24 protein-coding genes are annotated in these 26,353 nt (G+C 65.1%); 2 read left to right on the plus strand and 22 right to left on the minus strand.

The window, feature by feature from the left end:
* From P6U29_RS37020 to P6U29_RS37040, 5 genes are all read right to left on the minus strand, one after another.
* The gene (locus tag P6U29_RS37020; RefSeq protein ID WP_407115058.1) at window positions 1–2,085 is read right to left on the minus strand and encodes a hydantoinase/oxoprolinase family protein; all 2,085 of its coding nucleotides are present in this window, start codon (window positions 2,083–2,085) and stop codon (window positions 1–3) included.
* Window positions 2,086–2,226: 141 nt separating this feature from the next.
* Window positions 2,227–3,048 carry an NAD-dependent protein deacetylase gene (locus tag P6U29_RS37025; RefSeq protein WP_407115059.1) on the minus strand — a complete coding sequence of 274 codons (822 nt, stop codon included), beginning with the start codon at window positions 3,046–3,048 and terminating at the stop codon, window positions 2,227–2,229.
* A 75-nt stretch (window positions 3,049–3,123) separates the two neighbouring features.
* The gene (locus P6U29_RS37030) at window positions 3,124–4,923 is read right to left on the minus strand and encodes a cation:proton antiporter (protein ID WP_407115060.1); all 1,800 of its coding nucleotides are present in this window, start codon (window positions 4,921–4,923) and stop codon (window positions 3,124–3,126) included.
* A gap of 129 nt (window positions 4,924–5,052) precedes the next feature.
* Window positions 5,053–5,889 (minus strand): SDR family oxidoreductase, encoded by an 837-nt coding sequence (locus tag P6U29_RS37035; RefSeq protein ID WP_407115061.1) that lies wholly within the window; start codon window positions 5,887–5,889, stop codon window positions 5,053–5,055.
* 73 nt (window positions 5,890–5,962) lie between these two features.
* Window positions 5,963–7,282, minus strand: coding sequence for a solute carrier family 23 protein (locus P6U29_RS37040; RefSeq protein WP_407115062.1), 1,320 nt, complete (start codon window positions 7,280–7,282; stop codon window positions 5,963–5,965).
* Between the two features lie 125 nt (window positions 7,283–7,407).
* On the opposite strand from P6U29_RS37040, the gene P6U29_RS37045 reads away from it, so the two are divergent.
* Window positions 7,408–8,736, plus strand: a complete 1,329-nt coding sequence (locus P6U29_RS37045; protein ID WP_407115063.1) for a dicarboxylate/amino acid:cation symporter — start codon at window positions 7,408–7,410, stop codon at window positions 8,734–8,736.
* Window positions 8,737–9,011: 275 nt separating this feature from the next.
* Here P6U29_RS37045 and P6U29_RS37050 read toward each other — a convergent pair whose 3' ends face one another.
* From P6U29_RS37050 to P6U29_RS37090, 9 genes are read right to left on the minus strand one after another with little or no spacing between them, the layout of a single operon-like run.
* Entirely contained in the window at window positions 9,012–9,359 is a 348-nt protein-coding gene (locus tag P6U29_RS37050; RefSeq protein ID WP_407115064.1) for a RidA family protein, read from the minus strand.
* A 15-nt stretch (window positions 9,360–9,374) separates the two neighbouring features.
* Window positions 9,375–10,496, minus strand: a complete 1,122-nt coding sequence (locus tag P6U29_RS37055; protein WP_407115065.1) for an NAD(P)/FAD-dependent oxidoreductase — start codon at window positions 10,494–10,496, stop codon at window positions 9,375–9,377.
* The gene (locus tag P6U29_RS37060) at window positions 10,493–11,911 is read right to left on the minus strand and encodes an NAD(P)/FAD-dependent oxidoreductase (protein WP_407115066.1); all 1,419 of its coding nucleotides are present in this window, start codon (window positions 11,909–11,911) and stop codon (window positions 10,493–10,495) included. Before P6U29_RS37060 ends, P6U29_RS37055 begins: the two co-directional genes overlap by 4 nt.
* Window positions 11,908–12,204, minus strand: coding sequence for a (2Fe-2S)-binding protein (locus tag P6U29_RS37065; RefSeq protein WP_407115067.1), 297 nt, complete (start codon window positions 12,202–12,204; stop codon window positions 11,908–11,910). The genes P6U29_RS37060 and P6U29_RS37065 overlap by 4 nt, the downstream gene beginning before the upstream one ends.
* Window positions 12,205–12,230: 26 nt before the next feature.
* Window positions 12,231–13,367, minus strand: coding sequence for an NAD(P)/FAD-dependent oxidoreductase (locus P6U29_RS37070; protein ID WP_407115068.1), 1,137 nt, complete (start codon window positions 13,365–13,367; stop codon window positions 12,231–12,233).
* Between the two features lie 8 nt (window positions 13,368–13,375).
* Window positions 13,376–14,182, minus strand: a complete 807-nt coding sequence (locus P6U29_RS37075) for an ABC transporter permease (RefSeq protein ID WP_407115069.1) — start codon at window positions 14,180–14,182, stop codon at window positions 13,376–13,378.
* Complete coding sequence (locus P6U29_RS37080) at window positions 14,179–15,054, minus strand: ABC transporter permease (RefSeq protein ID WP_407115070.1); 876 nt, start codon at window positions 15,052–15,054, stop codon at window positions 14,179–14,181. Before P6U29_RS37080 ends, P6U29_RS37075 begins: the two co-directional genes overlap by 4 nt.
* Complete coding sequence (locus P6U29_RS37085) at window positions 15,051–16,091, minus strand: ABC transporter ATP-binding protein (RefSeq protein WP_407115071.1); 1,041 nt, start codon at window positions 16,089–16,091, stop codon at window positions 15,051–15,053. The genes P6U29_RS37080 and P6U29_RS37085 overlap by 4 nt, the downstream gene beginning before the upstream one ends.
* Window positions 16,092–16,118: 27 nt before the next feature.
* Window positions 16,119–17,153: an ABC transporter substrate-binding protein gene (locus P6U29_RS37090; protein WP_407115072.1), complete on the minus strand. Its 1,035-nt coding sequence runs from the start codon at window positions 17,151–17,153 to the stop codon at window positions 16,119–16,121.
* A gap of 277 nt (window positions 17,154–17,430) precedes the next feature.
* Between P6U29_RS37090 and P6U29_RS37095 the strand changes: the two genes are divergently transcribed.
* The gene (locus P6U29_RS37095; RefSeq protein WP_407115073.1) at window positions 17,431–18,330 is read left to right on the plus strand and encodes a LysR substrate-binding domain-containing protein; all 900 of its coding nucleotides are present in this window, start codon (window positions 17,431–17,433) and stop codon (window positions 18,328–18,330) included.
* Here P6U29_RS37095 and P6U29_RS37100 read toward each other — a convergent pair.
* From P6U29_RS37100 to P6U29_RS37135, 8 genes are all read right to left on the minus strand, one after another.
* On the minus strand, window positions 18,327–19,700 hold the full coding sequence (locus P6U29_RS37100; RefSeq protein ID WP_407115074.1) for an amidohydrolase family protein: 1,374 nt from the start codon (window positions 19,698–19,700) through the stop codon (window positions 18,327–18,329). The genes P6U29_RS37095 and P6U29_RS37100 overlap by 4 nt on opposite strands.
* Window positions 19,697–21,280 carry an ABC transporter substrate-binding protein gene (locus tag P6U29_RS37105; RefSeq protein WP_407115075.1) on the minus strand — a complete coding sequence of 528 codons (1,584 nt, stop codon included), beginning with the start codon at window positions 21,278–21,280 and terminating at the stop codon, window positions 19,697–19,699. The genes P6U29_RS37100 and P6U29_RS37105 overlap by 4 nt, the downstream gene beginning before the upstream one ends.
* 222 nt (window positions 21,281–21,502) lie before the next feature.
* Complete coding sequence (locus tag P6U29_RS37110; RefSeq protein ID WP_407115076.1) at window positions 21,503–22,156, minus strand: aspartate/glutamate racemase family protein; 654 nt, start codon at window positions 22,154–22,156, stop codon at window positions 21,503–21,505.
* A gap of 8 nt (window positions 22,157–22,164) precedes the next feature.
* Window positions 22,165–23,049, minus strand: coding sequence for a polysaccharide deacetylase family protein (locus tag P6U29_RS37115; RefSeq protein WP_407115077.1), 885 nt, complete (start codon window positions 23,047–23,049; stop codon window positions 22,165–22,167).
* Complete coding sequence (locus tag P6U29_RS37120; RefSeq protein WP_407115078.1) at window positions 23,036–23,851, minus strand: ABC transporter substrate-binding protein; 816 nt, start codon at window positions 23,849–23,851, stop codon at window positions 23,036–23,038. Before P6U29_RS37120 ends, P6U29_RS37115 begins: the two co-directional genes overlap by 14 nt.
* Window positions 23,852–23,867: 16 nt before the next feature.
* The gene (locus tag P6U29_RS37125; RefSeq protein ID WP_407115079.1) at window positions 23,868–24,632 is read right to left on the minus strand and encodes an amino acid ABC transporter ATP-binding protein; all 765 of its coding nucleotides are present in this window, start codon (window positions 24,630–24,632) and stop codon (window positions 23,868–23,870) included.
* Window positions 24,629–25,486, minus strand: a complete 858-nt coding sequence (locus tag P6U29_RS37130) for an amino acid ABC transporter permease (RefSeq protein WP_407115080.1) — start codon at window positions 25,484–25,486, stop codon at window positions 24,629–24,631. The genes P6U29_RS37125 and P6U29_RS37130 overlap by 4 nt, the downstream gene beginning before the upstream one ends.
* Window positions 25,483–26,310 (minus strand): ABC transporter substrate-binding protein, encoded by an 828-nt coding sequence (locus P6U29_RS37135; RefSeq protein ID WP_407115081.1) that lies wholly within the window; start codon window positions 26,308–26,310, stop codon window positions 25,483–25,485. Before P6U29_RS37135 ends, P6U29_RS37130 begins: the two co-directional genes overlap by 4 nt.
* Window positions 26,311–26,353: the final 43 nt, after the last annotated feature.

Consider the following 26,353-nt stretch of genomic DNA (forward strand, 5'->3'; position numbering starts at 1 on the left):
TCAGGCCGCCTTTCGTTCCATGACGATGCTGCCGGCACCGTCGATATGCGCGTCAAAACTGGTGGAGACGAAGGTCGAGGTTTCGTCCTCCGCGATCACCGCGGGACCGGCAATGGTCGCGCCCGGCGTCATGTCCTCGCGGCGATAGAGCGGGATCTCGATCACCTCGCCTGCCCTGCCGTCGAAGAATTTGCGGATGCCGGATGCCTTGGCCGCGGGCTTGCGCGCGACCGCCGCAACGGCAGGCGGATTGCGCGCCTCGGTGGTGGCGAGCACCGACCAGCTCAAGACCTCGATCGCAGCGCCCGGGATTGGCCGCTCGAACATCGCGGAATAATCCGCCTCGAACTTCTGGCGCAGGCCGGCGAGATCGGCCGTCATCAGCCGCCGGTTCGGCAGCTCGACGGTGATCTCGTGGCCCTGGCCGACATAGCGCATGAAGGCGGCGCGGCGCTCGCGCACCGGCGCACCGGCGGCGCCAGGCTCGACCAGCGCACGCGCCTCGGTCGCCATCTCCTGCAGGAGATCGGAGACCGCCTCGGTGTCGAAATCATCGAGGCGGACATGCCGGCTGCGCACCAGCTCATAGGCGATGGGTGCGGCGAGGAAGCCCACCGCCGAGCCGACGCCGGCATTCGAGGGCACGATCACGCGGGACACACCGATCTTCTCGGCGACCCGCGCTGCATGCAGCGGCGCGGCACCGCCGAACGCGATCAGCGTGTGCTGGCCAACCACTGCGCCGCGCTCGACCGCATGCACGCGTGCCGCGCTCGCCATGTTCTCGCAGACGACCTCGTGCACGGCATAGGCCGCGGTCTCCGCCGACAGGCCGAGTATCTCACCGACATCGCGCAGCAGCGCCTGCTTCGACAGTTCCGGGTCGAGCTTGATCGTGCCGCCTGCAAAGGCATCGGGATCGATCATGCCGAGCGCGACGTCCGCATCCGTCACGGCCGGGCGCTGACCGCCGCGGCCGTAGCAGGCCGGGCCCGGCTCCGACGAGGCGCTTTCGGGGCCGACGGTGACGCGCTTCATCGCGTCGATATGGGCGATCGAGCCGCCGCCTGCGCCGATCTCGACCATCTCGATCACGGGAATGCGCACCGGCAGGCCGGAGCCTTTGAGGAAGCGCGCGGCGCGATCGACCTCGAACACGCGCGAGGTCTCCGGCTGGTATTTTTCGATCAGGCAGATTTTTGCCGTGGTGCCGCCCATGTCGAAGGACAGCACCTTGCTCTCTCCTAACCGCGCCGCGATCTGCGCGGCGAAAATGGCGCCGCCGGCCGGACCGGACTCGACGAGGCGCACCGGAAAACGCCGCGCCGTCTCGATCGAGGTGACGCCGCCGCCGGAGGTGACGAGATAGATCGCGCCGCGGAACTGCTCGACCTGCAAGGCATCGGCCATGCGGGCGAGATAGCCATCGATCAACGGTTGCACATAGGCGTTGGCGACCGCGGTGGAGGTACGCTCATATTCGCGGATTTCCGGACACACCGCCGATGACACCGTCACGGAAATGCCGGGCATCTCCTCGGCCAGGATCGCGGCCGCGCGCCGCTCGTGCTCGGGATTCGCATAGGAGTGCAGAAAGGCGATCGCGACGCTCTCGACGCCCAGCTCACGCAATTTCGGCGCGAGCCCGCGCACGGCAGTCTCGTCCAGCGGGAGGCGGACGGCGCCATGGGCGTCGATGCGCTCTGGCACGGTGAAGCGCAGGGAACGGGGCGCCAGCGGCTTCGGCTTGTCGATGCTGAGATCATATTGGTCGTAGCGGCTTTCGGTGCCGATATCGAGCACGTCGCGGAAGCCGTCGGTCGCGATCAGCGCCGTTTTTGCCCCGCGGCGCTCGATGATGGCATTGGTCGCGAGCGTGGTGCCGTGGATGAAGACGTCGATGTCGCTGATATGCGCACGCGCATCAGTGAGGATCAGGCGGATGCCGTCCAGCACCGCCTGCTCGGGGCGCTGCGGCGTCGTCAGCACCTTGCGCGTCTTGCGCGCCTCGCCCACGTCCAGCACGATATCCGTGAACGTGCCGCCGATATCTACGGCAAGCCGCACCTCGGCTCCCTCAAGCATTCCAAATTCTCCGTGCTGATCGTCAAGACTGAGGTCGAAAGCGCAGCAATTTCCATGCCATGGACGACGAGGACAACGCCGCGCCCGGCTATTCTGCTTGGCACCTATGCAATAGGCAAGACGTGTTCGCCGCTGGGGCGTTCAGAGCAGGAATGCGAGCGCCGCCTCGCAGCGCTCCTCGACCTTTAGCGTCAGGAGATCATCGGCGCGGGTGCGGCCGAGATTGACCGCGGCGATCGGGATATTGCGGTGCGCGGCAGCCTGGACGAAGCGGAAGCCGGAGTAGACCATCAATGAGGAGCCGACGATCAGCATGGCGTCGGCTTGCGCCAGATGATCCTGCGCCGTGGCGACGACGTCGCGGGGAACGTTCTCGCCGAAGAACACGACGTCGGGCTTGAGGATGCCGCCACAGGCTTCGCAGGCAGGCACCTGGAACGACGAGAAATCCTCGTGCTCCAGATCGGCGTCGCCATCAGGTGCATCGGCGGCATCGAGCGTCAGCCACGCCGCGTTCGCGCCACCAAGCGCATGTTGAAACTCGTCGCGCGGTGTCTTGCGGCCGCAGGCCATGCAGCGGACAAGATCGAGCCGACCGTGCAGGTCGATGACCTGCCGATGGCCGGCCGATTGATGCAGCCGGTCGACATTCTGGGTCAGCAGCATCCCGCACCGGCCTTTCGCCTCGAGCCGGGCCAGCGCACGGTGCGCATCGTTCGGCTTCGCCTGACCGAACCGCCGCCAGCCGACCATGCTGCGCGCCCAATAGCGCCGGCGCGTATGCTCCTCCGACATGAAGGCCTGGAAGTTGACCGGCTGGGTCCGTTTCCAGTTGCCTTGGCTGTCGCGATAATCGGGAATGCCCGAATTGGTGCTGCAGCCGGCGCCGGTCAGCACGAACAGACGTTCGTGCCGGCCAAGGAAATCTTCGAGCGGTCGGTTTGCCAGCGGAGCATTGGTCATGGCGCAGATGTAGTTCGGGCAAGCCCGTTTTGCCAGATCATGACAGTCCGCAGCGCATGCCGCCCGGCGAGCCAGCTATCGCGAGGACTGACGCCCTGAGAGATCGAACGGACGAGCTTTCTCTTTTCCTGCCTTGCGAGCGGCTTGCTGCAGCATCAGCCGGAATTCGTCCCGCTTCTCGTGCACCGAGGCGATTGCATGCCCGACCGCAACTCCGAGGCCGACCAGTGCGGCTTCGGAAAGTTGCAGGCTTGCCTCGATGGTTTCCGGCACCGCATCGGTCGCGCCGATCGCATAGAGGTGGCGGGCATGATCGGCGTCCCGCGCACGCGAAACGATCAGCACGTCAGGCCGCACCGCGCGGATCCGCTCGACGACAGCATCGATCGCAGGTCGCGATTGGATGGTGATGATCACGCCGGTCGTCTGCATCAGGCCGCAAGCTTCGAGGAAGCCCGGTTCTGTCGCGTCGCCGAAATAGACCTTGTGACCGTCGCGGCGGTCGCGCGCCACTGCGACGGCGTCGTGATCAACCGCGATGTAGTCTAGACCATGGCTGGTCAGCAGCGAGCACACGACTTTTCCGACGCGGCCGTAGCCGACCACGATGGCCTGCGCCCGGTCGCCGGGCGGCCGGACCGCGAGTTCAGGGTCGGGCGTGCGCTCGTTACCCAGCTTCGCGGCCAAACGTCGTCCGAGCATGCCCAGAAGCGGCGTCGATGCCATCGTCACAGCGGTGATGGCGACGGCAAAGCTCGACACGCGGGGTTCGATCAGGCCGCCGGCCGACGCGATTCCGATGCTGACGAAAGCGAATTCGCCGACGGGACCCAGCAAGAAGCCGATTTCGATCGCCGCCGGCCAAGAGAGTCTGAAGAGGCGACCCAGGATGATCAGCACGATCGCCTTGCCGGCGAGAATGCCGATAACGGCCGCCAGCAGCCAACCAGGCTCGCGCATGAACACGCGGAAGTCGATGGCCATACCGACGGTGAAGAAGAAGATGCCCAGCAGCAGGCCCTTGAACGGTTCGACAGTGGCCTCAATGGCTTTGCCATACTCGGTCTCCGCCAGCATCAGCCCCGCAACGAATGCTCCGAGCGCCATCGACAGGCCAGCCTGGTGCGCGGCAAGCCCTGCGCCGACGATGACGAACAGGGTCGCGGCAACGAACAATTCGGTCGAATGGGTGCCCGCAACCATCTGGAAGAGCGGACGCATCAGCAACCGTCCGAGCAGAGTAAGGGCAGCGACCGCCAGCGCCGCCTTCAGGACCGCACTGGAGATGTGCACCACGACGGAGCCGCCGCTGTCTGCGCCGAGCACCGAGACGAGAACCAGAATGGGAACCACGGCAAGGTCCTGGGCCAACAGCACCGAGAAGCTGGCGCGCCCCGCACCGGTCGAAAGCCGCCTCTCAGCTGACAGAAGTTCGAGCACGATCGCCGTCGAGGACAGCGCAAGGCTCGCGCCAAGGATGACGGCGATATCGGAGCTCTGTCCGGCGAGAAGCGCCGCGCCGAAAATCATGGCGGACGTTGTCAGGACCTGCAGGCCACCCAGCCCGAACACCAGGCGCCGCATCGTGACGAGCCGCCGGAAGGACAGCTCGAGCCCAATCAGGAACAGCAGGAACACGATTCCGAGATTGGCGATACCCTCGACGTTCTGCGCGTCCGCGACCGTGAACCAGTACAGGAACGGAAGGTCCCTTACGAGCGAGCCGAGCCCGAGCGGACCGAGAATGGCGCCGGCACCGAGATAGCCCAGCACCGGATTGATGCCCCAATGCCTGACAATCGGCACCACGACGCCGGCAGTACCGAGGACCACCAGCGCGTCGCTGTAGGCATTGATGTTGATGGTTGTGGTCACGAGCCCTTCACGTGTCGGCGCTTGCCAATAGCGGTAGCGCCGTCCCCGGTCGATAGCACACGGCGCCGCAGACACCCAATCGGTCCTGCTTCCATCTCCAGGGGGCGGCACCGGTGATCCGAACTGAGTTCAGCTCGCCCAGTTTTCCCGGAATTCGGGAAACAGCGTCAGGCCCCCGCAGGCATAGATGGTCTGGCCGGTGATGTAGCTCGCCTCGTCCGAGGCGAGGAAGGCGAACACGGCAGCGATCTCTTCCGGCGTGCCGACGCGCCCCATGGGAATGTGGGCGGTGACCACGCCCCTCTTCGCGGGATCGCCGGTCCAGGCCACATTGATCGGCGTGTCGATGGCGCCGGGACCGACGGCATTGACGCGGATGCCTTGGCCGGCGAATTCGAGCGCCAGCGTGCGGGTCAGATTGGCCATGCCGCCCTTGCTGATCGAATAAGCGAGATAGCCGGGCTTGGGGATGATCTGGTGGACGCTCGAACAGTTGATGATGCTGCCGCCTCCGCCGCGCGCGACGAAATGCGCCAGCGCCTTCTGCGCGCAGAGCACGGCGCCGTTGAGATTGACGTCGATGATGCGGCGGTAGCTTTCGACGTCGAGCGCCTCGCTCGGCGATTCCCGCTGGAAGCCGGCATTGTTGACGAGACAGTCGAGGCGCTTCCAGCGCGAAAGGACAGTCTCGAACATCGCGGCAATGTCCTGCCCGTTGCCGACATCGGCCTTGACCACGACATGGTCGAGCCTGCCATGGCCGCGGTCGGCAGATGCCGTTCGTGCGAGCGCGAGCGTCTCCTCCGCTCCTTCGGGACTGCCAAAATAATTGATGGCGACGGTCGCGCCTTCCTGGGCGAGCCGGATGGCAACGGCACGGCCGATGCCTTGGGAGGCGCCGGTCACGAGCGCGTATTGGCCGACGAGACGCGAGGGAAATGAGGTTGAACGATCGGTTTGCGGCATGGGTTCTCTCCGGGATGAATCATCATGGATGGAACCGGCGTTTTGTTCCATCCTTTCGGTGCATCGCCGGGATTCACTCGGCGCGCTGCGCCAGCGGCGAAGTCAGTATCTGATACAGAATGATGGCTCCGAAGGTCGCGGTGCCGATCCCGCCGATCGTGAACGCGCCGAACTTGAGCGTGAGGTCGCCGGCGCCCGCAGTCAGCGCCACGGCGATGGTGATGAGGTTCGCAGGGTTTGCGAAGTCGACCTTGTTCTCGACCCAGATTCGTCCCGCCATCGCCGCGATCAATCCGAACAGCACGATCGAGAGGCCGCCAATGACTGCGCCGGGGATCGACAGGATCAACGCACCGAATTTCGGCGAGAAGCCGAGCAGGATCGACACAAGGGCTGCGAAGGCAAACAGCAAGGTCGAATAGACCTTCGTCGCCGCCATGACGCCGATGTTCTCGGCATAGGTGGTGACCCCGGTGCCGCCGCCGCAGGCCGCCACGATGGTCGCGAGGCTGTCGGCGAACAGGGCGCGGCCGAGATAGGCATCGAGGCTCCGCCCCGTCATGGCCCCGACCGCCTTGATGTGCCCGAGGTTCTCGGCGACGAGAATGACCGCCACCGGCGCGATGAGGAAGATTGCATCGGCATGGAAGCTCGGTGCGGTGAAGTTCGGCAGGCCGAGCCACGGCGCGGCCGAGAGCTGGCTGAAGTCGATCGGCTTGCCAAAGCCGAGGCCGTTCGCGAACAGCAGGTACAGGAGATATCCGCCGATCGCACCGACAATGATCGGCAGGCGGCGCCACAGGCCAGGCGCGGCAACGGCAACCACGCCGATGATCAGGACAGTCGCGAGCCCGATCCAGGTGTCGAACGCATTGGCGCTCACCGCCTTGATCGCCACGGGCGCGAGGTTGAGGCCGATCGCGGCGACCACGGCGCCGGTGACGGCCGGCGGCAGCAGCCGCTCGATCCAACCGACGCCGGACCACATCACGATCAGCGAAATCAGGCCGTACAGCACCCCGGCGCCGACGATTCCGCCGAGCGCAACCGACAGGTTCGGGTTCGGTCCCTGCCCGGCATAGCCGGTGGCGGCGATGACGACGGCGATGAACGCGAAGCTCGAGCCGAGATAGCTCGGCACGCGCCCCGCGACGATGACGAAGAAGATCAGCGTGCCGATGCCGGAGAACAGGACTGCAACATTAGGATCGAACCCCATCAGCAGCGGCGCGATGATCGTCGAGCCCGACATCGCGACGCAATGCTGGAGACCGGAGGCGATGGTCTGGCCCCAGGACAGCCGCTCCTCCGGCATGATCACGCCCGAGGTCTTGAGTTTCCAACGCGGAAAATAGCCCTGCGCCTGATCGTCCGAGTCTGTTGCGATCGTCATGTTCCCCCCAGTTGCGGTCCAGCGATCGATGTTCGTGCGATCCGACAAAAATGTGATTGTCGCTTCTGCGGCGCCCATCACATGATGCAAATCATGCAAGATCAATACGTTCCTGGGCCTACACTATGACACAAGTCGCGATCCAGCCAGTCATCCTCCGCCGGCACCAGCCCTGGTACAAGATCCTTTACGTCCAGGTGCTGATCGCGATCGTGCTCGGCGTGCTCATCGGCTACTTCTATCCCGATCTCGGAAAAGCCTTGAAGCCGCTTGGCGACGGTTTCATCGCGCTGATCAAGATGATGATCGCGCCGGTGATCTTCTGCACGGTGGTCCACGGCATCTCCTCGATGGGCGATCTCAAGCGTGTCGGCCGGGTCGGGCTGAAGTCGCTGATCTACTTCGAGACGGTGTCGACCGTCGCGCTCGCGGTCGGCCTGCTGGTCGGCGAGATCCTCCAGCCCGGACACGGCTTCAACATCGATCCCGCCACGATCGACCCGAAATCAGTGGCGACCTACGTCACCAAGGCCAAGGAGGAGGGCATCGTCGCCCATCTGATGGCGATCATCCCCGACAGCTATCTGGGCGCCATCGCGCGCGGCGACCTCTTGCAGGTGCTGCTGATCTCGATTCTCTCCGGCTTCGCCATCGCCTTCCTCGGCAAGGCCGGCGAGCCCATTGCGGACGCGATCGACAAGGCCGCAAAAATGTTCTTCGGCATCATTCGCATCATCGTGCGCGTCGCGCCGATCGGCGCCTTCGGCGCGATGGCGTTCACCGTGGGGGCCTACGGACTCGGCTCGCTGCTCAATCTCGCCGCGTTGATCGGCACCTTCTATCTCACCAGCATCCTGTTCGTACTGATCGTGCTCGGCGCGATTGCGCGGCTGGCGGGCTTCTCGATCCTGCGCTTCATCGCCTATATCAAGGACGAGCTCCTGATCGTGCTGGGCACCTCGTCCTCCGAGACGGTGCTGCCGCAGATGATTCAGAAGATGGAGCATCTCGGCGCCTCGCGCTCGGTGGTCGGCCTCGTGATCCCAACCGGCTACAGCTTCAACCTCGATGGTACCAACATCTACATGACGCTGGCGACGTTGTTCCTGGCGCAGGCGACTAACACGCATCTGACCATCTGGCAGGAACTCGGCATCCTCGGCATCGCCATGATCACCTCGAAGGGCGCTTCGGGCGTCACCGGCGCAGGCTTCATCACGCTCGCCGCGACGCTCTCGATCGTGCCTGATATTCCGATCCAGTCGATCGCGATCCTGGTCGGCATCGACAAGTTCATGAGCGAATGCCGCGCGCTGACCAATCTGATCGGCAATGGCGTCGCCTGCATCGTCATCAGCATCTCCGAAGGCGAGCTCGACCGCGAGGCGCTGCACGAGACCATGGCTCATCCGCTGGAGATCGGCGAGTCGCTGGAACCGGGTGGAGGTGCGTGAAACCTCATTCAGTTCCATGCGGTAGTTTCCCGGAGTGGTCAATTGGCGCGGCACGGGTCACAACGATTGCGTTGGGATCACGGATTGATACTCATTCATTCCACCCGACGCGCTGGGTCAGGGCGTCGGGTTTTTGAGAATCACAGAACAGACTGACATTTCCGGAGGTGGCGGGATCAAACGATCCCGCCACCGGTACGCTCCACCTTGTCGGAGGCGGCGAGGTCTCGAAGGGACGACCGCGCGAGAGCGCTAACGTCCCTCAGCCAACGCGATCAGCCCTTGAGCGCGGTGACCACCACTTCGATCAGCGCGCCGCCGCCGAGATCGGCGACGCCGACGGTGGCGCGGGTCGGCAGATTGTCGCCGAAGAACTCGGTCCAGGCTGTGTCCATCTCCTTCTTCTTGGAGAGATCCGTGACGAAGATCGAGGCGCTGACGACGCGGCTCTTGTCGGTGCCGGCTTCCTTCAGATAGCCGGCGATCTTGCCGAGGATGTTGCGGGTCTGGTCGCCCATCGAGACCGAGGTGTCGTCGGCAATTGTGCCACCGAGAAAGACGAAGCCATTGGCCTCGACGGCGCGATGCATGATGGGCGTGCGGATGCTGCGGGTGATGCTCATGATGTCCTCTTGTTGCTAGTGCGTGGAAGGATGGAAGCGGTCGATGCCGAGATCGCTGACGCGGGTCTGGGTGCCGCCGTTGACGATCAGCTCCGCCATGACGGCGCCGGCACCGGGGCCGAGCTGGAAACCGTGCAGCGAGAAGCCGAACTGGTGATAGAGGCCCTTGTGACGGCTGCTCGGCCCGAACACGGGAAGATCGTCTTTCATCTTGGCTTCGATGCCGGCCCAGGCGCGGACGATGGTCGCGCTGCGCATCACCGGGAACAGCTCGAATACGGTCTGCGCGCTGGTCGCAAGACTCTTCCAGTCCAGCACCGTCTCGTTGCGGTCCTGGTACGGCGTCGCGAGGTGGCCACCGCCGATCAGCACGGTGCCGTTCTTGAACTGCTTGAAGGAGAGCTTGCGTCCGCGCAGGATCACGACGGGATCGATGAAGTGCGGCACGCGCGAGGTAATCATCAGCATCGGCGCTACGGTCTCGACGGGCACGGGCTCGCCGAGATCAGCGGCGATCTTGCCGGCCCAGGCGCCGGCGGCATTGACGAGCACCGGCGCAGCAAAGCTCTCCAAGCCCGCATCGGCGTGCCAGAGGCCGTCGCTGTAGCGGATGTTGGTAGCGGCCACGCCCTCGCGCACGGTCGCACCTAACTGCTCAGCCTTGCGCCGGAACGCCGTCGTTGTCTGCGCCGGATTGGCCGCGCCGTCACGGCGCGAGGCCACACCGCCCGGACAGGTCTCGGCCACCGCGGGCACCAGCCGGCGCAATTCCGCTGCGTCGATCAGCTCTTCATGAGTGAAGCCAAGCGCATTCAGCTTGGCGACGCGGGTGCGGCAGACGGCGAGCTCGTCCTCGTTCTCGGCGACCAGAACCTGGCCGTAGCTCTCGAAGCTGCAATCGTCGTCGAGGAGATCAGTGATCTTCTCCCAGATCCCCATCGAACGGATCGAAAGCGGAATCTCAGGGATGTGCCGCGCGAGCTGGCGCACGCCGCCGGCGTTGACGCCGGAAGCGTGCCGACCGGCATAGTCCTTCTCGATCAGTACCGGCTTCAAGCCGGCAAGGCACAGGTGCAGCGCGGTCGAGCATCCGTGGATGCCGCCGCCGATGACGATTGCATCCACGTTCTTGCTCATCCGCGCACCACGGCCTTCACGTCGGCTTCGCTGTTCGGGACGGCGGCGAGCTCGGCGAGCGTGATCGGCTTCACCGGCGCGCGCAGCCGGTAATAGCCGATCTCTTGCGGGCTCTTGTCCCGCGCCTGCGCCATCAGCTCGGTGACGGTGAGACCGCAGAGCCGGCCCTGGCACGGGCCCATGCCGGTGCGACGATAGGCCTTGAGCTGGTTCGGCCCGGTCGCGCCGATCGCGACGGAATCGAGAACATCCTTCGCCGTCACCTCCTCGCAGCGGCAGACGATGGTGTCGCCTGTGGGAATGCGGAACTGTTGCGCGGGGCGGAACAGCGTGTCGAGGAAGACGCGGCCGCGCTCGGCCTTGGCGAGATCGGCACGAAGCGTTGCCATTGCGGGGAGTTTTGCGGCAGCTGCTGGCGCCAGCGCTTCGACCGCGGCGCGCGCGGCAATGCGACCGCGCACCACGGCTGCATTGGCACCTCCGATGCCCGCGCCGTCACCGGCGATTGCGATGCCGGCGACCGACGAATTGCCGCTCGCGTCCAGTACCGGCGACCAGCACAATTGCAGATCGTCCCAGCGATGCTCGACGCCGGCCGCCATCGCCAGATTGACGTTCGGCACGACACCCTGATGCAGCAGCAGAAGATCCGCAGGAATGGTCTCGCGCTTGCTGCCGGCAACATAGCTCACGCTCGCGAGCTGGCCGTTGCCGGCCGCAGCAAGCTCGGTGATGCCGGAGACGACCTGCACCTTCGCCTTCACCTCGCGCACCATCGACAGGCCCCTGGTGAAATAGGGCGAGGTTAGGAATGCGAAGGCGTGGGGCAGCGCGGCGAAGTAATTGCCGCGCTCGGTGGTGTCGAGAATGCGGTCGATGCGGCCGCCAAGGCGCAAGATCTGGGCCGCGAGCAGCCAGAGCAGCGGGCCCTGGCCTGCGATCACCGTGCGCCCGTCGGGCACCAGCGCCGAGGACTTCAGCATGGTCTGCGCCGCGCCTGCGGTCATCACGCCCGGCAGCGTCCAGCCAGGAATCGGGAACGGCCGCTCCAGCGCGCCGGTCGCAAGGATCACGCGCTTGGCCTTGATGAAGGCCGAGGCGCCGCCGATGGACACCGCGATCTCGAGATTGCGGTCGAGGCTCCAGACCGTGGCACGCTGGATCACTTCCACATTGCTGGCGCGCAGCGCCTGCACGAGATCGGCACCGACCCAATAATCCGCGCCGAGCTGATTGCGATCCGTCACGGGCGTCGAGGCGATGGCGCGGAACACCTGGCCGCCGGGGCCGATATTCTCGTCGAGCAGCAGCGTCGACAGGCCGGCCTCGGCGGAGGTCGCGGCAGCAGCAAGACCCGCAGGCCCGGCGCCGATCACCACCACGTCATAGGCTTCGCGCTTGGGAGCCACAGTCATTTTCCGATCTCCCGCTTGCCCTTCTGGATTTCGATCTGCATGCCCTCGGCGACGGGCACGAGGCACCCCTGGCGGTTGCCGACGCCATCGATGGTGACGAGGCAGTCGAAGCACACGCCCATCATGCAAAAGGGCAGACGCGGCGCGCCGCTCACCGCAGTGGAACGCCGCGCGTCAACGCCGGAGGCCAATAGCGCCGCGGAGACGGTGTCGCCCTGGCGCGCTGCGACGGCAACGCCGTCGACGAAGATCTGCACCTCTGGGCGCTTGTCCTGTTCGGATCGTCTAAACATGGATGCCTCTTGGCTCCTTGATATCTCTAATAGCCGCTGTTGTTCGCCGCGCCCGCGCCACCAAAACGGCTGGCCGAGAACGCCCCCACCACTTCGGGCTCGAGGGCGCCCTGCGCTACCATGCGCGCAATCTCGAAAGCGTGGTTGGAGGCGAGCGTCACGCCGGAATGGCAGCAGGCGACGAAGGCGCCGGGATAGGTCTCCGACTGGTCGTAGATCGGAAAGCCGTCCTGCGGCATGACGCGAATGCCGGACCAACTGCGGACCACGTTGAGCCGCGACAGATGCGGGAACATGCGCTGCGCGCGATCGGCCATGACGCCGCTGATCGAAGGCTTCAGCACGCGATCATCCAGTTGATCCTCCTTGCTGTCGCCGATCATCACCGTGCCCTCGTCGGTCTGGCGGATCGTGGTCAGCGGATGCGGCAGGAAGGGCATGGTGCGCTCGGTTACGACGACCTGGCCGCGAGTCGGCCCCATCGGCGCGTAGAGACCGACCATCGGTGCGAGTGTCTGGTTCGCATTGCCCGCGGCGAGCACGATCTTCGCAGCACGGAGTTGGCCAGCCGGCGTCGTCAGGCGGAATTCGCCGCCGCTCTTGCTGATGGCCGAGACCGGACGCTCCGGAAAATAGTCGATGCCGAACGCCCTGAAGCCGGTGTGGAACGCGCGGAACGTGCGCAGCGAATTAACGTGGCCGTCGAGCGGACAATAGCTGCCGCCGGAGACCTCTGATCCGATCAGCGGCAGCGACTTCTTCACCTCGGACGCGGAAAGCATCTCCATCTTGTAGTCGGCAGCGCCGACCTGGTTGTGCATGCGCTTGACCAGTTCAGCACGCTGACCGAATTCGTCCTCGCCGAGCGTAAGATGAAAGCCGCCATTCTGCTGAAGCGCGACGTCGAGTCCGGTCTGCTGCTTCAGCTCGGACGCAAGCCGGCCCCACGCCTGCGACGCCTGCACGGTCCACACCGTATAGGCCGGCATGCCGAGCCCTTTGCTCTGCACCCAGACCAGCGCAAAGTTCGCACGCGAGGCGCGCTTGGTGATATCGCCTTCGTCGAGCACGGCAACTTTCTTGCCGAGGCGGCCGAGGCCCCAGGCAATGGCGGAGCCGAGCAGTCCGCCGCCGACGACGGCGACGTCGTAATCCGTTCGCATAGGTTCTCCTATCGTCCCGTATCGCCCTTGCCGGCGAGCACGCGGTCGAGCCCGTAGAAGCGATCGAGCAGAATGAGGGCGGTCATGGTGATCGCGATCACGCAGGCCGAGACCGACGTCACCAGCGGATCGATGTTGTCCTGGATATAAAGGAACATGCGCACGGGCAACGTTTCGGTGCCGGGCGCCGCGAGGAAGACGGTCATGGTGAGATCGTCGAAGGACTGGATGAAGGCGAGCGCCCAGCCGCTGATGACGCCGGGCAGGATCAACGGCAGCGTCACACGGCGGAACAGCGTCCAGCCGCCCGCACCGAGCGAGACTGCCGCTATTTCGACCGAGCGGTCCATGCCGGTCGCCGCCGCCAGCGTCAGCCGCAGCGCGAACGGAAACACGATGATGACGTGCGCGATGATCAGCGCGGCGAAGCTGCCGCCGAGGCCGGCCGAAGTGAAGAAGCGCAGGAAAGCGATGCCGAGCACGACATGTGGGATCATCAGCGGCGACAGGAAGAGCGCCGCCAGCGCATCACGGCCACGGAAACGATAGCGCGCGATCGCCAGCGCCGCCGGCACCGCGAACAGCAGCGCCACGAAAGAGGACAGCGCGCCCAGCCCAAGGCTGACCCAGAAGGCGTGGATGAATTCCGGATAGTTGGCGATTGTCCTGAACCAGCGCAGCGAAAAGCCGTTGGTCGGCAGCGACAGAAAACCTTCGGGCGTGAAGGCGACGAGACAGACGACAAGGATCGGCGCCACCATGACGATGACGAAGATGGTGTGGAATATCAGCGCGAGCGGGCCGTTCCGTCTCATCGGAACACCTCTGCGTAGCGGCGCTCGATCAGCGCGTTGCTGCCCACGACGATCAGGACCAGCGCGACCAGCAGCAGGCTCGCCACGGCAGCGCCGAGCGGCCAGTTCAGCGTGTTGAGGAACTCGTCATAGGCGAGCGTCGCCGCGACCTTGAGCCGGCGGCCGCCGATGATCGCGGGCGTCGCAAAGGCGCTGGCCGAGAGCGAGAACACGATGATCGCGCCCGACAGCACGCCCGGCATGATCTGCGGCATGATGATGCGGCGTATGATCGTCACGGGGCCCGCGCCGAGCGACATCGCGGCATTCTCGATCTGCGGATCGAGCCGCTGCAGCGCCGCCCACACCGACAAGACCATGAACGGCATCATCACATGCGCGAGCGCGACCACCATGCCGGTTTCAGTGAACATGAACGGAATGGGCGAGCGGATCGCGCCAAGCGACATCAAGAGCTTGTTGACGAGGCCGTTGTTGCCGCCGAACAGCAGCGCCCAGCCGAGCGTGCGCGCGACGACGGAGATCAGCAGCGGTCCGAGAATGACCAGCAGGAAGAAGCTCTTCCAGCGGCCGCTCATGCGGTTGAGGATGTAGGCTTCGGGTGCGCCCAGCAATGCGGTGAGCAGCGTGGTCAGGATCGCGATGCGAAACGTCCGCCAGAACATTTCGGCGTAATAGGGATCGGTCGCAATCTCGTGCCAGTTCTTGAGGATGAAGACCGGCTCGATGCCCTTGTACTGGCCCCAATCGTGGAACGACAGCATCACGGTCATCGCCAGCGGAATTAGCAGCACGCCGACGAACAGCATTAAGGCGGGCGCCGTTAGCGCCCATGGCGCACGCGCGCTGCGTTCCTCGGCCACCGCGCTCATACGCCGGCCCTCGCGCGCACGCTCATGTCCTCCGGACGCCAGGACAGGCGAACGGCCTCGCCTTCGGCTGGCTGCGCCTGACCATCATTCTGGCGGATCACGATCGCCGGTCCGCATTCGCTGTCGCACTGGAACAGCCAGTGATTGCCCTGGAAGATGCGGGTGACGATTTTTGCGGTGAGGCCGGTGTCGCCAAAGCCGATTCTTTCGGGGCGAACACTGACGGTCACGGGACCACCAAGTCCGGCCGGCGCCGGTGCGCGCCAGGAGCCCGCCACCAGTTGCGTCGGCGAAACGGTCCGGTCGATAGTCGCGGCAAAATCGTTGGTCTTGCCGAGGAACTGCGAGACGAATGCCGAGGCCGGCTTCTCGTAGGTTTCCTGCGGGGTGCCGATCTGCTCGATCTTGCCCTGGCTCATCACCACGATGCGGTCGGACAGCGACATCGCCTCGTTCTGGTCGTGGGTGACGAGGATGGTGGTGGTGCCGATCGTGCGCTGGATCTGGCGCAGCTCGATCTGCATCTCCTCGCGCAGCTTGGCGTCGAGATTCGACAGCGGCTCGTCGAGCAGCAGCACGCTCGGCTTGATCACCAGTGCGCGCGCCAGTGCGACGCGCTGCTGCTGGCCGCCGGACATGCGGCGCGGATGACGATCCTCGTAACCGGCGAGCCCCACCATCGCGAGCGCGGCGCGGACGCGCTCGGTCCGCTCATTGCGCGGCACGTCACGCATCTCCAGGCCAAAAGCGACGTTCTCTGCCGCGGTCATGTGCGGAAACAGCGCGTAGCTCTGGAACACGATCCCGAGCCCGCGCTTGGCCGGATGGATCGCGGTCAGATCCTTGCCCTCGAGGCGGATCGTGCCGCGCGTGGGGTCGAGGAAGCCCGCGATCATCTGCAACGTCGTGGTCTTGCCGCAGCCGGACGGACCGAGGAAGGAGATGAACTCCCCCTTCCCCACCGACAGACTGAAGTCATCGACCACAGTCTGCGTACCGAACTGTTTTGCGACCCGATCGAGCTCGAGATAGGCCATGCGCTGTCTCCGCTATCGACGATCAGATCAGCGCTCGACCTCGCGATTCCAGCGCTTGGTCCACTCCTCGCGCTTCTCGTTGATAACGGTCCAGTCCGGATTATAGAGCTTGGCCGCGCGCTCGCCGATCGGCGCCATCTTGCCGAGCTCCGGCGGGATCACCAGCGATTTCAACACCGGCCCGTAGCCATAGTCCTTCAGCATCACGAGCTGGATCTTGGGATCGAGCAGCATCTTGACGAAGCTCGCAGCGAGCGGCGAAGCATTGGGCTTGTTGATCGGACACGCCGTGGTCAGCAGGGTCGCCGCGCCTTCCTTGGGATAGACGAAGTCGACGGGAAAGCCGGTGTTGGCAAAGCTCTGCACGCGGCCGGTGCCCCACACCGCGATCACGGCCTGGCCCGACTGGAACAGCTCGGTCATCTTGCCCGGCGACGGCTCATAGGCGAGCACGTTCGGATTGATCTGCTCCTTGAAGATCTTGAAGCCGGAATCGACGTTGGTCTCGCCGCCGCCGTTCATCCTCGACAGCATCACCAGCGCTTCGAGACCGTAAGTGTTATTGATCGGCGGAATCACGAGCTGTTTGGCGTATTTCGTGTCCTTTAGATCGTTCCAAGAGGTCGGCGGCGCCCAGCCTTTCTCCTTAAACACCTTGGTGTTGTACATCAGGCCCGTCGCGACGATGCCGATCGCAACGGCGCGATCGTCCTTGAAGCGCGCGGTGTCGTAGAGATCGGCGGGCAGGCCGTCGAGCTTGCCGCAGAAGCCGAGCTGGATGGCCTGATACATCGGGCCGTCGTCGACGATGGCGACGTCGATCTGCTGGTTGCCTTTCTGCGCCTGGAGCTTGGCCAGCGTGTCGGTGGAGTTTCCGGCGACGTATTCGACCTTGACGCCGTTCTCCTTCTCGAAGGCCGGGATCACCTCGTCGCGGACGGTCTTCTCGAACGAGCCGCCGTAGCCGGCGACATAGAGCGTTTTCTGCTGGGCCGAGGCGGCCGACGGGGCGGCAATGAGCGCCGCGATGCTGACCGCTGCCAGAAGGCGAAGAGTCTTCATGTGGACCGATCTCCAAATACCGGAATGAGGTGACGTGCCGACGAGTCTCGCTGGCTGAAGCGCGTTGCCGCATTTCCTTCCGCGCCAATCCGTTTCCGATCAGGGCTCCGGCCCCCATTCGGCGGGTCTTGGCGCGATCTGGAGGTTTGAACCCTCCAATCTGCCGAAAAAGCGGGCTGTCTCCAGTCCTGATGAAAAAGATCGCAAACCCAAGCTTCCATCGTCCAATGAATAATGGCACCCTCTTCATGCATAAATGTTATGATTGGAGGATGGAATGGCGCGGATCAATTCGCGGCAGGTGGAGGCCTTCCGCGCGACCATGCTCACCGGCAGCGTCACCGAGGCGGCGAAGCTGATGGTGGTGACGCAGCCGGCGGTGAGTCGGCTGCTGCGCGACCTCCAGGCGCTGCTCAAGATGGAGCTGTTCGAGCGCCGCGGCACCGGCCTGGTGCCGACCGCGGCGGCGATGGCGCTCTATACCGAGGTCGAGCGCTCGTTCGTCGGTCTCGAGCGTATCACCGCGGCGGCCGAAGAGATCCGCGGCCGCCGCACCGGATCGCTGCGCATCGCCGCACTGCCGGCGCTGGCAAATGGCTATTTGCCGCGCCTGGCCGGGCACTTCCTGATGGAGCGGCCCAACCTCAACCTGGCTTTCTTCGGCGTGATCTCGCCGATCGTGGTCGACTGGGTGCTGAACAATCAATGCGATGTCGGCTTTGCCGAGGTGCCGATCGCGCATTCCGTCCTGCCGATCCAGCGGCTGCCGGCATTGGCGCGCGTCGCGGTGCTGCCGACCGGTCATCGCCTAGCCGAGAAGGAGGTGCTGGAGCCGCGCGATTTCGAGGGCGAGACCTTCATCTCGCTGTCGGCGGGATCGTCGAGCCGGCATCTCGTCGATCAGGTCTTCCATCGCCATGATGTCCGCCGCGTGCTGCGCGTCGAAACCACGCTGTCCGAGATCATGTGCGGCATGGTGTCGTCAGGGCTCGGGGTCTCGATCTGCGATCCCTTCACCGCGCAGGAGTTTGCAACGCGCGGCGTCGTCGTCCGCCGCTTCCTGCCGCGCATCGACTTCGAATTCTCCGCGGTCTTTCCGCCGCAGCGCAGCCCGTCGCCGGTCGCGCTGGATCTGGTCGAGACCATGCGCAAGGCGCTGCTGGAGTTCGAGAGCTAGCCGTTAAACGCGGCCTGCGCCTCCGGCAGATCCCAGATCTTGCCGATCGCAGCGCTGCCCGCTGCGGTGATCGCCGCCTCATCCGCGCCGAGATAGCGTCCTTCATCGACCAGCACGCGACCGTCGACCATGACCTGATCGATATTGGCGCGGTTGGCGAGCGCGATCAGCGCGCGACGCGGATCGAACAGCGGCTGAAGATGCGGATGGGTGAGATCGACCACGGTAAGATCGGCGGTCGCGCCCGGCTCGATGCGGCCGAGGTCCGGCCGCTTGATGACGTCGGCGGCCACCGCCGTGTTCGCCTCGATCAACTCGGGGGAGTTCGCGACATCAGCACGCGCCGAGGTGATCTTGGAGATCAGCGAGGCCGCATTGAGCTCGCCGAGCAGGTCCATGTTGTAGCCGTCGGTGCCGACCACGGTGCGTACGCCGTGCTCGGCGAAGCGGCTGAAGGCGGCGGTGATGCCGGCGCGCGCGAACACGCGCGGGCAGTTCAACACGGTCATGCCGCGCGCGGCCATGAGCTTGAGATCGTCGTCGCTGCTGAACATGCAGTGCGCGGCCATAAGGTCGGGCGCCAGCAGGCCGAGCCAGTCCAGATATTGCGCCGGCGTGCGGCCGCCGTAACGCTTGCCGATGGTCTCGACCTCGGCGCGGCTCTGCGCCATGTGCGTCGTGATGGGTACACCGAGCTCGCGCGCCCGCGCCGCGCAGGCCTTCAGTAAATCGGGGCCGCAGGTGTCCGTAGCATGCGGGCTCATCGCAAGGCTGATGCGGCCGTCGCCGCGATTGTGCCAGCGCTGATAGAGCGCATCCCACGTCACCATGTCGGCGGCGCCGTCATCGCCGGAATAGCGGACCACGCCGTCGGGGCCCGCCTTGGCATCGGATGTCGAGAACAGATAGGGCGCGCCGTAGAAGCGGATGCCCATCTCTTCCGCAGCGTCGAACATCTCCGGGATCGAATTGCGGAACGGCTCCATCACCGTGGTGGCGCCGCCCTTGAGCAGCTGGAGGATGCCGAGCCGTGCGACCGCGAGACGTTCTTCCGCCGACAAAATATCAGCGCCGCGCTTCGTGAGCGGCAGCAGCACCGTGTAAACGATACTCTGGTTGTTCTTGCGGCCGTTGCCGTCCTCGGTGTGACTGCGCGCCACCGCCTCGGAGAAGCAGTGATTGTGCAGGTTGAGCAGGCCCGGCAGCACGAAGCGGCCGGGGCGGTCATAGACTTCGTCCGCGCGCGGTTTGTCGCGCGTGACTGCGGCGATTGTCTTGCCTTCGACCAGGACCCAATGGTCGCGCAGCACATCCTGCGCGCCGTCCTTCCGTGACAGCACATAGCTGCCGAAAATTGCCGTAGTGCTCATGCGGGACGTACGTTCCAGAAGACGGCGGTGCCGTCGAGAATGCCGGTGGTGGCTTTGCGATAGGCGGTCGGCTGCTTGTACAGACCGATCGGAATATAGGGGATTTCCTCGAACGCGACTGCCTGGATCTCGCGGCAGATACGCTGCTGCTCGGCGAGCTCGGAGGCCGCCAGCCATCGGCTGCGCAAGGACCCCATCTTCTCGCTCGCATACCAGCCGGCGACCTTACCTTCGCCGCGGATATTGGTGTTGCCGGCCGGATTGAGCCAATCGATGCCCTGCCAGTTGCCGACGGCGGCGCTCCAGCCGCCCTGCGGAAGCGGGTCCTTCTTCAGCTGGCGCTGCAGCACGACGGCGAAATCGAGCCCGGCATATTCGACGTTCATGCCGGCCTTGCGCAACGAGTCCACCGCGATCTCGCCGAGCGGTTTTTGCGCCAGCGAGTTGGTGGGAACGAGCACCACGATCTTCTCGCCATTGTAGCCGGCGGCTTTGAGATCGGCCTTGACCTTGTCGTAATTGCGCGGGCCACGGAAGACGTCGAGGCCGACGTCGCTCGCCATCGGCGTGCCTGGTGCGAAATAGCCGATCGGCGAGACCTGGAAGGCGGGATCGACGCCGGCGACAGCGGTCATGAACGCGGACTGGTCGATCGCACCCAGCAACGCGCGGCGGATCGCAGGATTGTCGAACGGCGGCTGCAGATGATTGAGGCGCAGCATGCAGGCATAGCCTCTGGGGTCGAGAACGCGCGTCTCGATGTCGCCGGCGGCCTTGATCACCGGCAACAGATCATGCGGCGTGGTCTCCTGCCAGTCCTGCTCGCCTGTCTGGAGCGCGGCGACGCCGGTGCCGGCGTCGGGCGTGGTGGTCCAGACCACACGGTCGTAGTGAACGATCTTAGGCCCGGCAGTCCAATCAGGCTTGCCGTCGGTGCGCGGCTGGTAGCGTTCGAACTTCGCGTAGGCGTTTCGGGCGCCCTGCACCCGCTCGTCGGCGAGATAGCGGAATGGGCCACTGCCGATCACCTCGGTCAGCGGCTTGAACGGATCCTGGCTCGCCAGCCGCTCCGGCATCATGAAGCAGGCGTTGATCGCGGCCTTGCCGAGCGCCTGTGGCAGCAACGGGAACGGACGCTTGAGACGGAAGCGGATGGTGCGGTCATCGGCGGCCGACAATTCGTCGGTCGCCTCCATCAGCTCGCCGCCAAAGCCATCGCGCGCCGCCCAGCGGCGGATGCTGGCGACACAGTCGCGCGCGAGCACGCGCTCGCCGTCATGCCAGAAGAGGCCGTCGCGCAAGCTGAGGTCCCACTGGAGACCGTCACCGGAGATGACGTGGCCCGAGAGCATCTGCGGCGAGACCTGGAGCGAGGAGCTCATGCCGTAGAGCGTGTCGTAGACCATGAAGCCGTGGTTTCGCGACACCTGCGCGGTCGAGTAGATCGGATCGACGAAGGCGAGGTCGATGACGGGAATGAAGCGCAGCGTGGATTGAGATTCGGCGCGGACGATACCCGGCAGCGACAGTGCCGGCACGGCTGCGGCGGCCTTGAGGAGCGAACGGCGAGAGATGGGCATTACGAGAGGCTCCTAAGGGACGTGATATGCAGTCGCGACCGCAATGCGCTCCCTCCCCCGCTTGCGGGGGAGGGCTGGGGAGAGAGTGTCACCGCAACGGGACAATCCCAAAGAGGAGAAAGCCCTCACCCGGCGCTCCGCGCCGACCTCTCCCGCAAGCGGGAGAGGTGCAGCGAGCGTGCAGCCAGAGAGATACAAGACATCCAAGCGCATCGTTTCCCCTCAGGCACTCAACAAGACCGCGCCGATGGCAGCGACGACCGCCTGCTGCGCCGGCTCGACCACGGGCACGCCGATCGCCTCCTCAATCGCCACGCGATGCGAGGCCATGCCGGCGCAGCCCATCACCACGACATCGGCGCGGCATTGCGTGACCAGCGCGCGGCCGGCGTCGATCAGGCGGCTGCGGATATCCGCACCTGCGGTTTCCGCCGCGCTCGCGCCGACCGACCAGCTTCCGGCGTAGCGGCTGTCGACGCCCATCACCCGCGCCATGCGCTGCTGGCGACGGATGCTCGACGGCGCCAAGGCGATGATGCCAAAGCGTTCGCCCAGCATCAGCGCGCGAAAGATGCCGCATTCGGCGATGCCCAGCACCGGGCAGCCACCGGCGGCCTCACGCACCGCATGCAGACCGGGATCGCTGAAGTAAGCGAGCACGAAGGCATCGGCCTTGTCGCGCGACACGCGGCTCACCAGCTGCATGACGACGCTGTCGGCATCGCGTTGCGAGCTGATGCCCGGCGGTCCCTCGGCAAGTCCGACCACCTCGATCTCTGGCCCGCCGGCGATGCGCAGCGGCGCCACCGCGTCGTCGATCGCCGCCGTCACCGACGCCGAGGAATTGGGATTGATGGCGAGGATGCGACGGCTCATGGCACTGCTCAGCGATTTCCGGCTTCGTGACGCAGGAAGTTCTCCGCGATCTTCTCGCCCGTGGTGATCCAGACGTCCGGGCACGACTTTGCGTAGGTGAGAAACTCGCGCAGCAGACGGAGCCGCATCGGACGGCCGCTGCACTGCGGATGCAGCACCGTCGTCACCATCGCGCCCCAGTCACGAACCTCGTCAAGCTCGTCCTTCCACATCGAGAGCACATGCTCTTTCGGGAAGATCGAGCGCGGGCTGAAGCGGGCGGAGAGGCCGTGCATCCAATCGTCATAGCTCGCGGTCACGGGCAGCTCGATCGTGCCGGGCTTGCCGTCTGCCAGACGATGACGATAGGGCCGCACGTCATCACGGAACGATGAGGTGTAGACGATGCCATGGCGCACTAGCGCGACGCGCAGTTCCTCGGTGAACTCGCCATAGGGCGCGCGATAGCCGGTCGGCTTGACGCCGAGCCGGCGCTTCAGCGCCTCGAAGCCGCGCTCCAGCTCCTCCTCGATCCAGGGATCGCCGGGATCGGGCAAGAGGTGGTGATAGCCGTGATGGCCGATCTCGTGGCCGGCCTTCAGAATCGATTCGGCCATCGCCGGATGCGCATCGACCGACCACCCCGTGACGAAGAACGTCGCCTTGAGATCGAGCTGGTCGAGCAGTTCCAAAAGCTTCGGCGTGCCGACGCGGGCCTCGTAGCCGCCGTAGCTCATGGTGATGAGCCGCTGCGCATGACCTGCGTCCTTGCTGGTCCAGGCGCTCTCGGCGTCCACGTCGAACGACAGGAACATCGCAGATGTGTACGGCTTCGGCCAGGGATAGTCCGGCGCGGGATCCGCGGTGTTGGCCGGAACGAGCGGGATGCTCTTGAGTGCCTTACTGTCCAGCATTGATGGTCGCCTTCTCTAGTCCGTTGTCAGTCAGTTTCCATTTGGCAAGCAGGGTCTTGTAAGTGCCGTCAGCGATCAGTGCATCGACCGCTTCCAGCATCGCCTGTTGCAATGCCTTCTCCTTCACCGGCAGGGCAATGCCGGTGAATTGCTGCGCGATGGGCTCGCCCACCGTCGCGTAGGCGCCGGGCTCGAGGTCCATGATGTAGGGCAGCGTCTCATTGCCCTGGGCGGCGGCATCGATGCGGCCCTGCCTCAGCTGGGTGCGGGCGTCGGCCGAGCCGTCGGTGCCGACGAACTGGATCGGATTGCTACCGCAGTTCTTCTCGCTCCAGGCCGCGATCTGCGCCGGGAACATGGTGCGGCGGCTGGCACCGACCTTCTTGCCGCAGAGCGCCACCGCGTCCTTGAACTCGGCCTTGCGCGACTGCTGCACGAAGAACTGCGGGCCGCTGCGCAAATAATCGACGAAGGACGCGATCTCGTGCCGGCTGGCATAGTCGGTGAAGCCGGACAGGATGGCATCCACCCGTCCGGTCGAGATCGACGGCATGAACTCGGCAAAGCTGGTCTCGGTCCATTCGATCTTGACGCCGAGCTTGCGGCCGATCGCCTCGCCGAGATCGATGTCGAATCCGGACAGCGCATTGGTGGCAGGATCGCGGAATTCCATCGGCGGATAGTTCGGCACCAGCGCGACCTTGATGCTGCCGCGCTTGACGATGTCAGGTGGCAGCTCGATCGCCATCACCGATGCGCTCATGACGCCCAGCAACGCCGCTGCAAGCAAAAGTCTGTTCATCGCCACGCCCCCAATGTCAGATCACCGCTGAAAGAAATGCCTTGGTGCGCTCCTCGCGCGGCGCGCCCAACACGTCGGGCGCGCGCCCCTGCTCGACGATCGCGCCCTGGTCCATGTAGACGACGCGGTCGGCGACCTCGCGCGCGAAGCCGAGTTCGTGCGTCACCACCATCATGGTCATGCCGCTCTTCGCCAGTTCCTTCATCACAGCAAGAACCTCACCGACGAGCTCGGGATCTAGCGCGCTGGTTGGCTCGTCGAACAGCATCAGCATCGGCTTCATCGCGAGCGCCCGCGCGATCGCGACGCGCTGCTGCTGGCCGCCGGAGAGCTGTGCCGGATAGGAGTCCGCCTTGGCCGCCAGCCCGACGCGCCGCAGCAGTTCGATCGCCTCGGCGCGTACTTCGTCGGCTTTACGCCCCTGCACCTGGGTCGGTCCCTCGGTGATGTTCTCCAGCGCGGTCTTGTGCGGAAACAGGTTGAAGCGCTGGAACACCATGCCAGTCTTCAGCCGCTGCCGCCCGATCTGCTGCTCGCTCAATCGGTGGAGCCGTCCGCCCTGCTCACGCACCCCCAAAAGCTCGCCGTCAAGCCAGATGCCGCCGGCATCGATCGTGGTGAGCTGGTTGATGCAGCGGAGCAGCGTGGTCTTGCCCGATCCGGAGGCGCCGATCAGACACATCACCTCTCCGGGCCAGACGTCGAGCGAGACGCTTCTGAGAGCATGAAACTCTCCAAAGATCTTGCTGACGGAGCGGATTGCGACGAGGGGTTTGGTCATCGCGCCAGCCGCAATGTGCCGCGTGCAAAATGGCGTTCGAGCAGCATCTGCAGCGGGGTCAGGATCGAGACCACAAGCAGGTACCAGAGCCCGGCGACGATCAGGAGCTCGATGACGCGGGAGTTGGCGTAGTAGATGTTTTCGGCGTTGTGCAGCAGTTCCGGATACTGGATCACGCTCGCAAGGGACGTCGCCTTCACCATGCCGATGAACTCGTTGCCGAGCGGCGGGATCACGACGCGCATCGCCTGCGGCAGCACGATCCGGCGTAGCGCGCGCAGCCGTCCCATGCCGATCGCCTGCGCCGCCTCATATTGTCCGATGTCGACCGACAGCATGCCGGCGCGCATGACTTCCGAGGTGTAGGCGCCCTGGTTAATGGCGAGCCCAAGCAGCGCCGCGAGGAACGGCGTCATGACGTCGACGGCCCGCGCGCTCCACAGGCCGGGGATGCCGATGGTCGGAAACACCAGCGCCAGATTGAACCACAGCAGCAGTTGCAGGATCAGCGGGGTGCCGCGGAACAGCCAGGTGTAGCCGGCCGCCACCGACTTCAGTACCGGATTGGGTGACAGCCGCATGATCGCGACGACGATGCCGAGGAAGATGCCGAGCATCATCGCCAGCACTGCCATCACCATGGTGTTGACGATGCCCTCGAGAATGACCTTCACGGTCAGGAAGCGGCCGACATAGGACCACTCGATCTGACCGTTCGCAAACGCGCGCACGATCGCCGCGAGCACGAGGACGATCAGGGCCGCGCTGAGCCAGCGAAACCAGTGCGGCTCGCGCGCGATCCGCATGCCCGAGAGATCGGGAAAACCTTCCGCGAGTGCCGGTGCCGGCCTCATTGCGGCGCCGCGTTCAGCATGGGCTGGGCCACCGCGTTGGCTCCTAAGCCCCATTTGTCGAGAATGGCCTTATAGGAGCCATCCGCGATCATCGCGGCAAGCTTCTCCGTCACCACCTCGCGCAAGGCCGCATCGTCCTTCCGGAACATGATGCCCTGATATCCCCTGGCGAAGGCCTCGTCGAGGATGCGGTATTTGCCGGGCTCCTGCGTCTGCGCATAGGGCAGCGTCTCGCTGCCCTGCACCGCGGCGTCGATGCGGCCCTGCTTGAGCTGGTTGCGGACGTCGATCGAGTTCTCGCCGGGCACGTATTGGATCGCGGGCTTGCCGGCCGCCTCGCAATTCTGCTTGCTCCACTTCTCGATCTCGATCGGGAAGCTGGTGCTGCGGGTGGTGCCGACCTTCTTGCCGCAGAGATCGGTCGCGGCCTTTGCCTCGCTCTCCGCCATCACGAAGAACTGCGGGCCGGTCACGAGGTAGTCGACGAAGTCGGCGGTCTCGCGCCGTGAGGCGCGATCCGAAATGCCGGAGATGATGAAGTCGGCGCGCTTGGTCTGGAGCGAGGGAATCAGCTCGGCGAACGGCGTCTCGCTCCAGACGATCTTGAGGCCGCCGAGCCGCTTGGCGAGCTCGTTGGCGAGATCAATGTCGAGTCCGACCAGTTCGCTCGTCGCGGGATCGCGATATTCCATCGGCGCGTAGGTGGAGTTGACGGTGAGCTTGAGTGTGCCCGCCTGCTTGATCTCCGCTGGTAACTCGGCGGCTCGCACGGAGGTCATCGCAGCCAGCGCGGCAACAGCGAGAGAAAATGAGAGGCGTGTCATGTCAGCTCCTTTGCCCATGTCAGCTCCGTTGCCAGCGCCGTAC

The sequence above is a fragment of the Bradyrhizobium sp. LMG 9283 genome (assembly GCF_045571415.1).
In the GTDB taxonomy this organism is placed as follows: Bacteria; Pseudomonadota; Alphaproteobacteria; order Rhizobiales; family Xanthobacteraceae; genus Bradyrhizobium.

Bases quoted from the DNA above. Each gene is read 5' to 3' on its own strand.
- P6U29_RS37020 (WP_407115058.1), bottom strand. From the start codon at position 2,085: ATGCTTGAGGGAGCCGAGGTGCGGCTTGCCGTAGATATCGGCGGCACG.
- P6U29_RS37025 (WP_407115059.1), bottom strand. From the start codon at position 3,048: ATGACCAATGCTCCGCTGGCAAACCGACCGCTCGAAGATTTCCTTGGC.
- P6U29_RS37035 (WP_407115061.1), bottom strand. From the start codon at position 5,889: ATGCCGCAAACCGATCGTTCAACCTCATTTCCCTCGCGTCTCGTCGGC.
- P6U29_RS37040 (WP_407115062.1), bottom strand. From the start codon at position 7,282: ATGACGATCGCAACAGACTCGGACGATCAGGCGCAGGGCTATTTTCCG.
- P6U29_RS37045 (WP_407115063.1), top strand. From the start codon at position 7,408: ATGACACAAGTCGCGATCCAGCCAGTCATCCTCCGCCGGCACCAGCCC.
- P6U29_RS37050 (WP_407115064.1), bottom strand. From the start codon at position 9,359: ATGAGCATCACCCGCAGCATCCGCACGCCCATCATGCATCGCGCCGTC.
- P6U29_RS37055 (WP_407115065.1), bottom strand. From the start codon at position 10,496: ATGAGCAAGAACGTGGATGCAATCGTCATCGGCGGCGGCATCCACGGA.
- P6U29_RS37060 (WP_407115066.1), bottom strand. From the start codon at position 11,911: ATGACTGTGGCTCCCAAGCGCGAAGCCTATGACGTGGTGGTGATCGGC.
- P6U29_RS37065 (WP_407115067.1), bottom strand. From the start codon at position 12,204: ATGTTTAGACGATCCGAACAGGACAAGCGCCCAGAGGTGCAGATCTTC.
- P6U29_RS37070 (WP_407115068.1), bottom strand. From the start codon at position 13,367: ATGCGAACGGATTACGACGTCGCCGTCGTCGGCGGCGGACTGCTCGGC.
- P6U29_RS37075 (WP_407115069.1), bottom strand. From the start codon at position 14,182: ATGAGACGGAACGGCCCGCTCGCGCTGATATTCCACACCATCTTCGTC.
- P6U29_RS37080 (WP_407115070.1), bottom strand. From the start codon at position 15,054: ATGAGCGCGGTGGCCGAGGAACGCAGCGCGCGTGCGCCATGGGCGCTA.
- P6U29_RS37085 (WP_407115071.1), bottom strand. From the start codon at position 16,091: ATGGCCTATCTCGAGCTCGATCGGGTCGCAAAACAGTTCGGTACGCAG.
- P6U29_RS37090 (WP_407115072.1), bottom strand. From the start codon at position 17,153: ATGAAGACTCTTCGCCTTCTGGCAGCGGTCAGCATCGCGGCGCTCATT.
- P6U29_RS37095 (WP_407115073.1), top strand. From the start codon at position 17,431: ATGGCGCGGATCAATTCGCGGCAGGTGGAGGCCTTCCGCGCGACCATG.
- P6U29_RS37100 (WP_407115074.1), bottom strand. From the start codon at position 19,700: ATGAGCACTACGGCAATTTTCGGCAGCTATGTGCTGTCACGGAAGGAC.
- P6U29_RS37105 (WP_407115075.1), bottom strand. From the start codon at position 21,280: ATGCCCATCTCTCGCCGTTCGCTCCTCAAGGCCGCCGCAGCCGTGCCG.
- P6U29_RS37110 (WP_407115076.1), bottom strand. From the start codon at position 22,156: ATGAGCCGTCGCATCCTCGCCATCAATCCCAATTCCTCGGCGTCGGTG.
- P6U29_RS37115 (WP_407115077.1), bottom strand. From the start codon at position 23,049: ATGCTGGACAGTAAGGCACTCAAGAGCATCCCGCTCGTTCCGGCCAAC.
- P6U29_RS37120 (WP_407115078.1), bottom strand. From the start codon at position 23,851: ATGAACAGACTTTTGCTTGCAGCGGCGTTGCTGGGCGTCATGAGCGCA.
- P6U29_RS37125 (WP_407115079.1), bottom strand. From the start codon at position 24,632: ATGACCAAACCCCTCGTCGCAATCCGCTCCGTCAGCAAGATCTTTGGA.
- P6U29_RS37130 (WP_407115080.1), bottom strand. From the start codon at position 25,486: ATGAGGCCGGCACCGGCACTCGCGGAAGGTTTTCCCGATCTCTCGGGC.
- P6U29_RS37135 (WP_407115081.1), bottom strand. From the start codon at position 26,310: ATGACACGCCTCTCATTTTCTCTCGCTGTTGCCGCGCTGGCTGCGATG.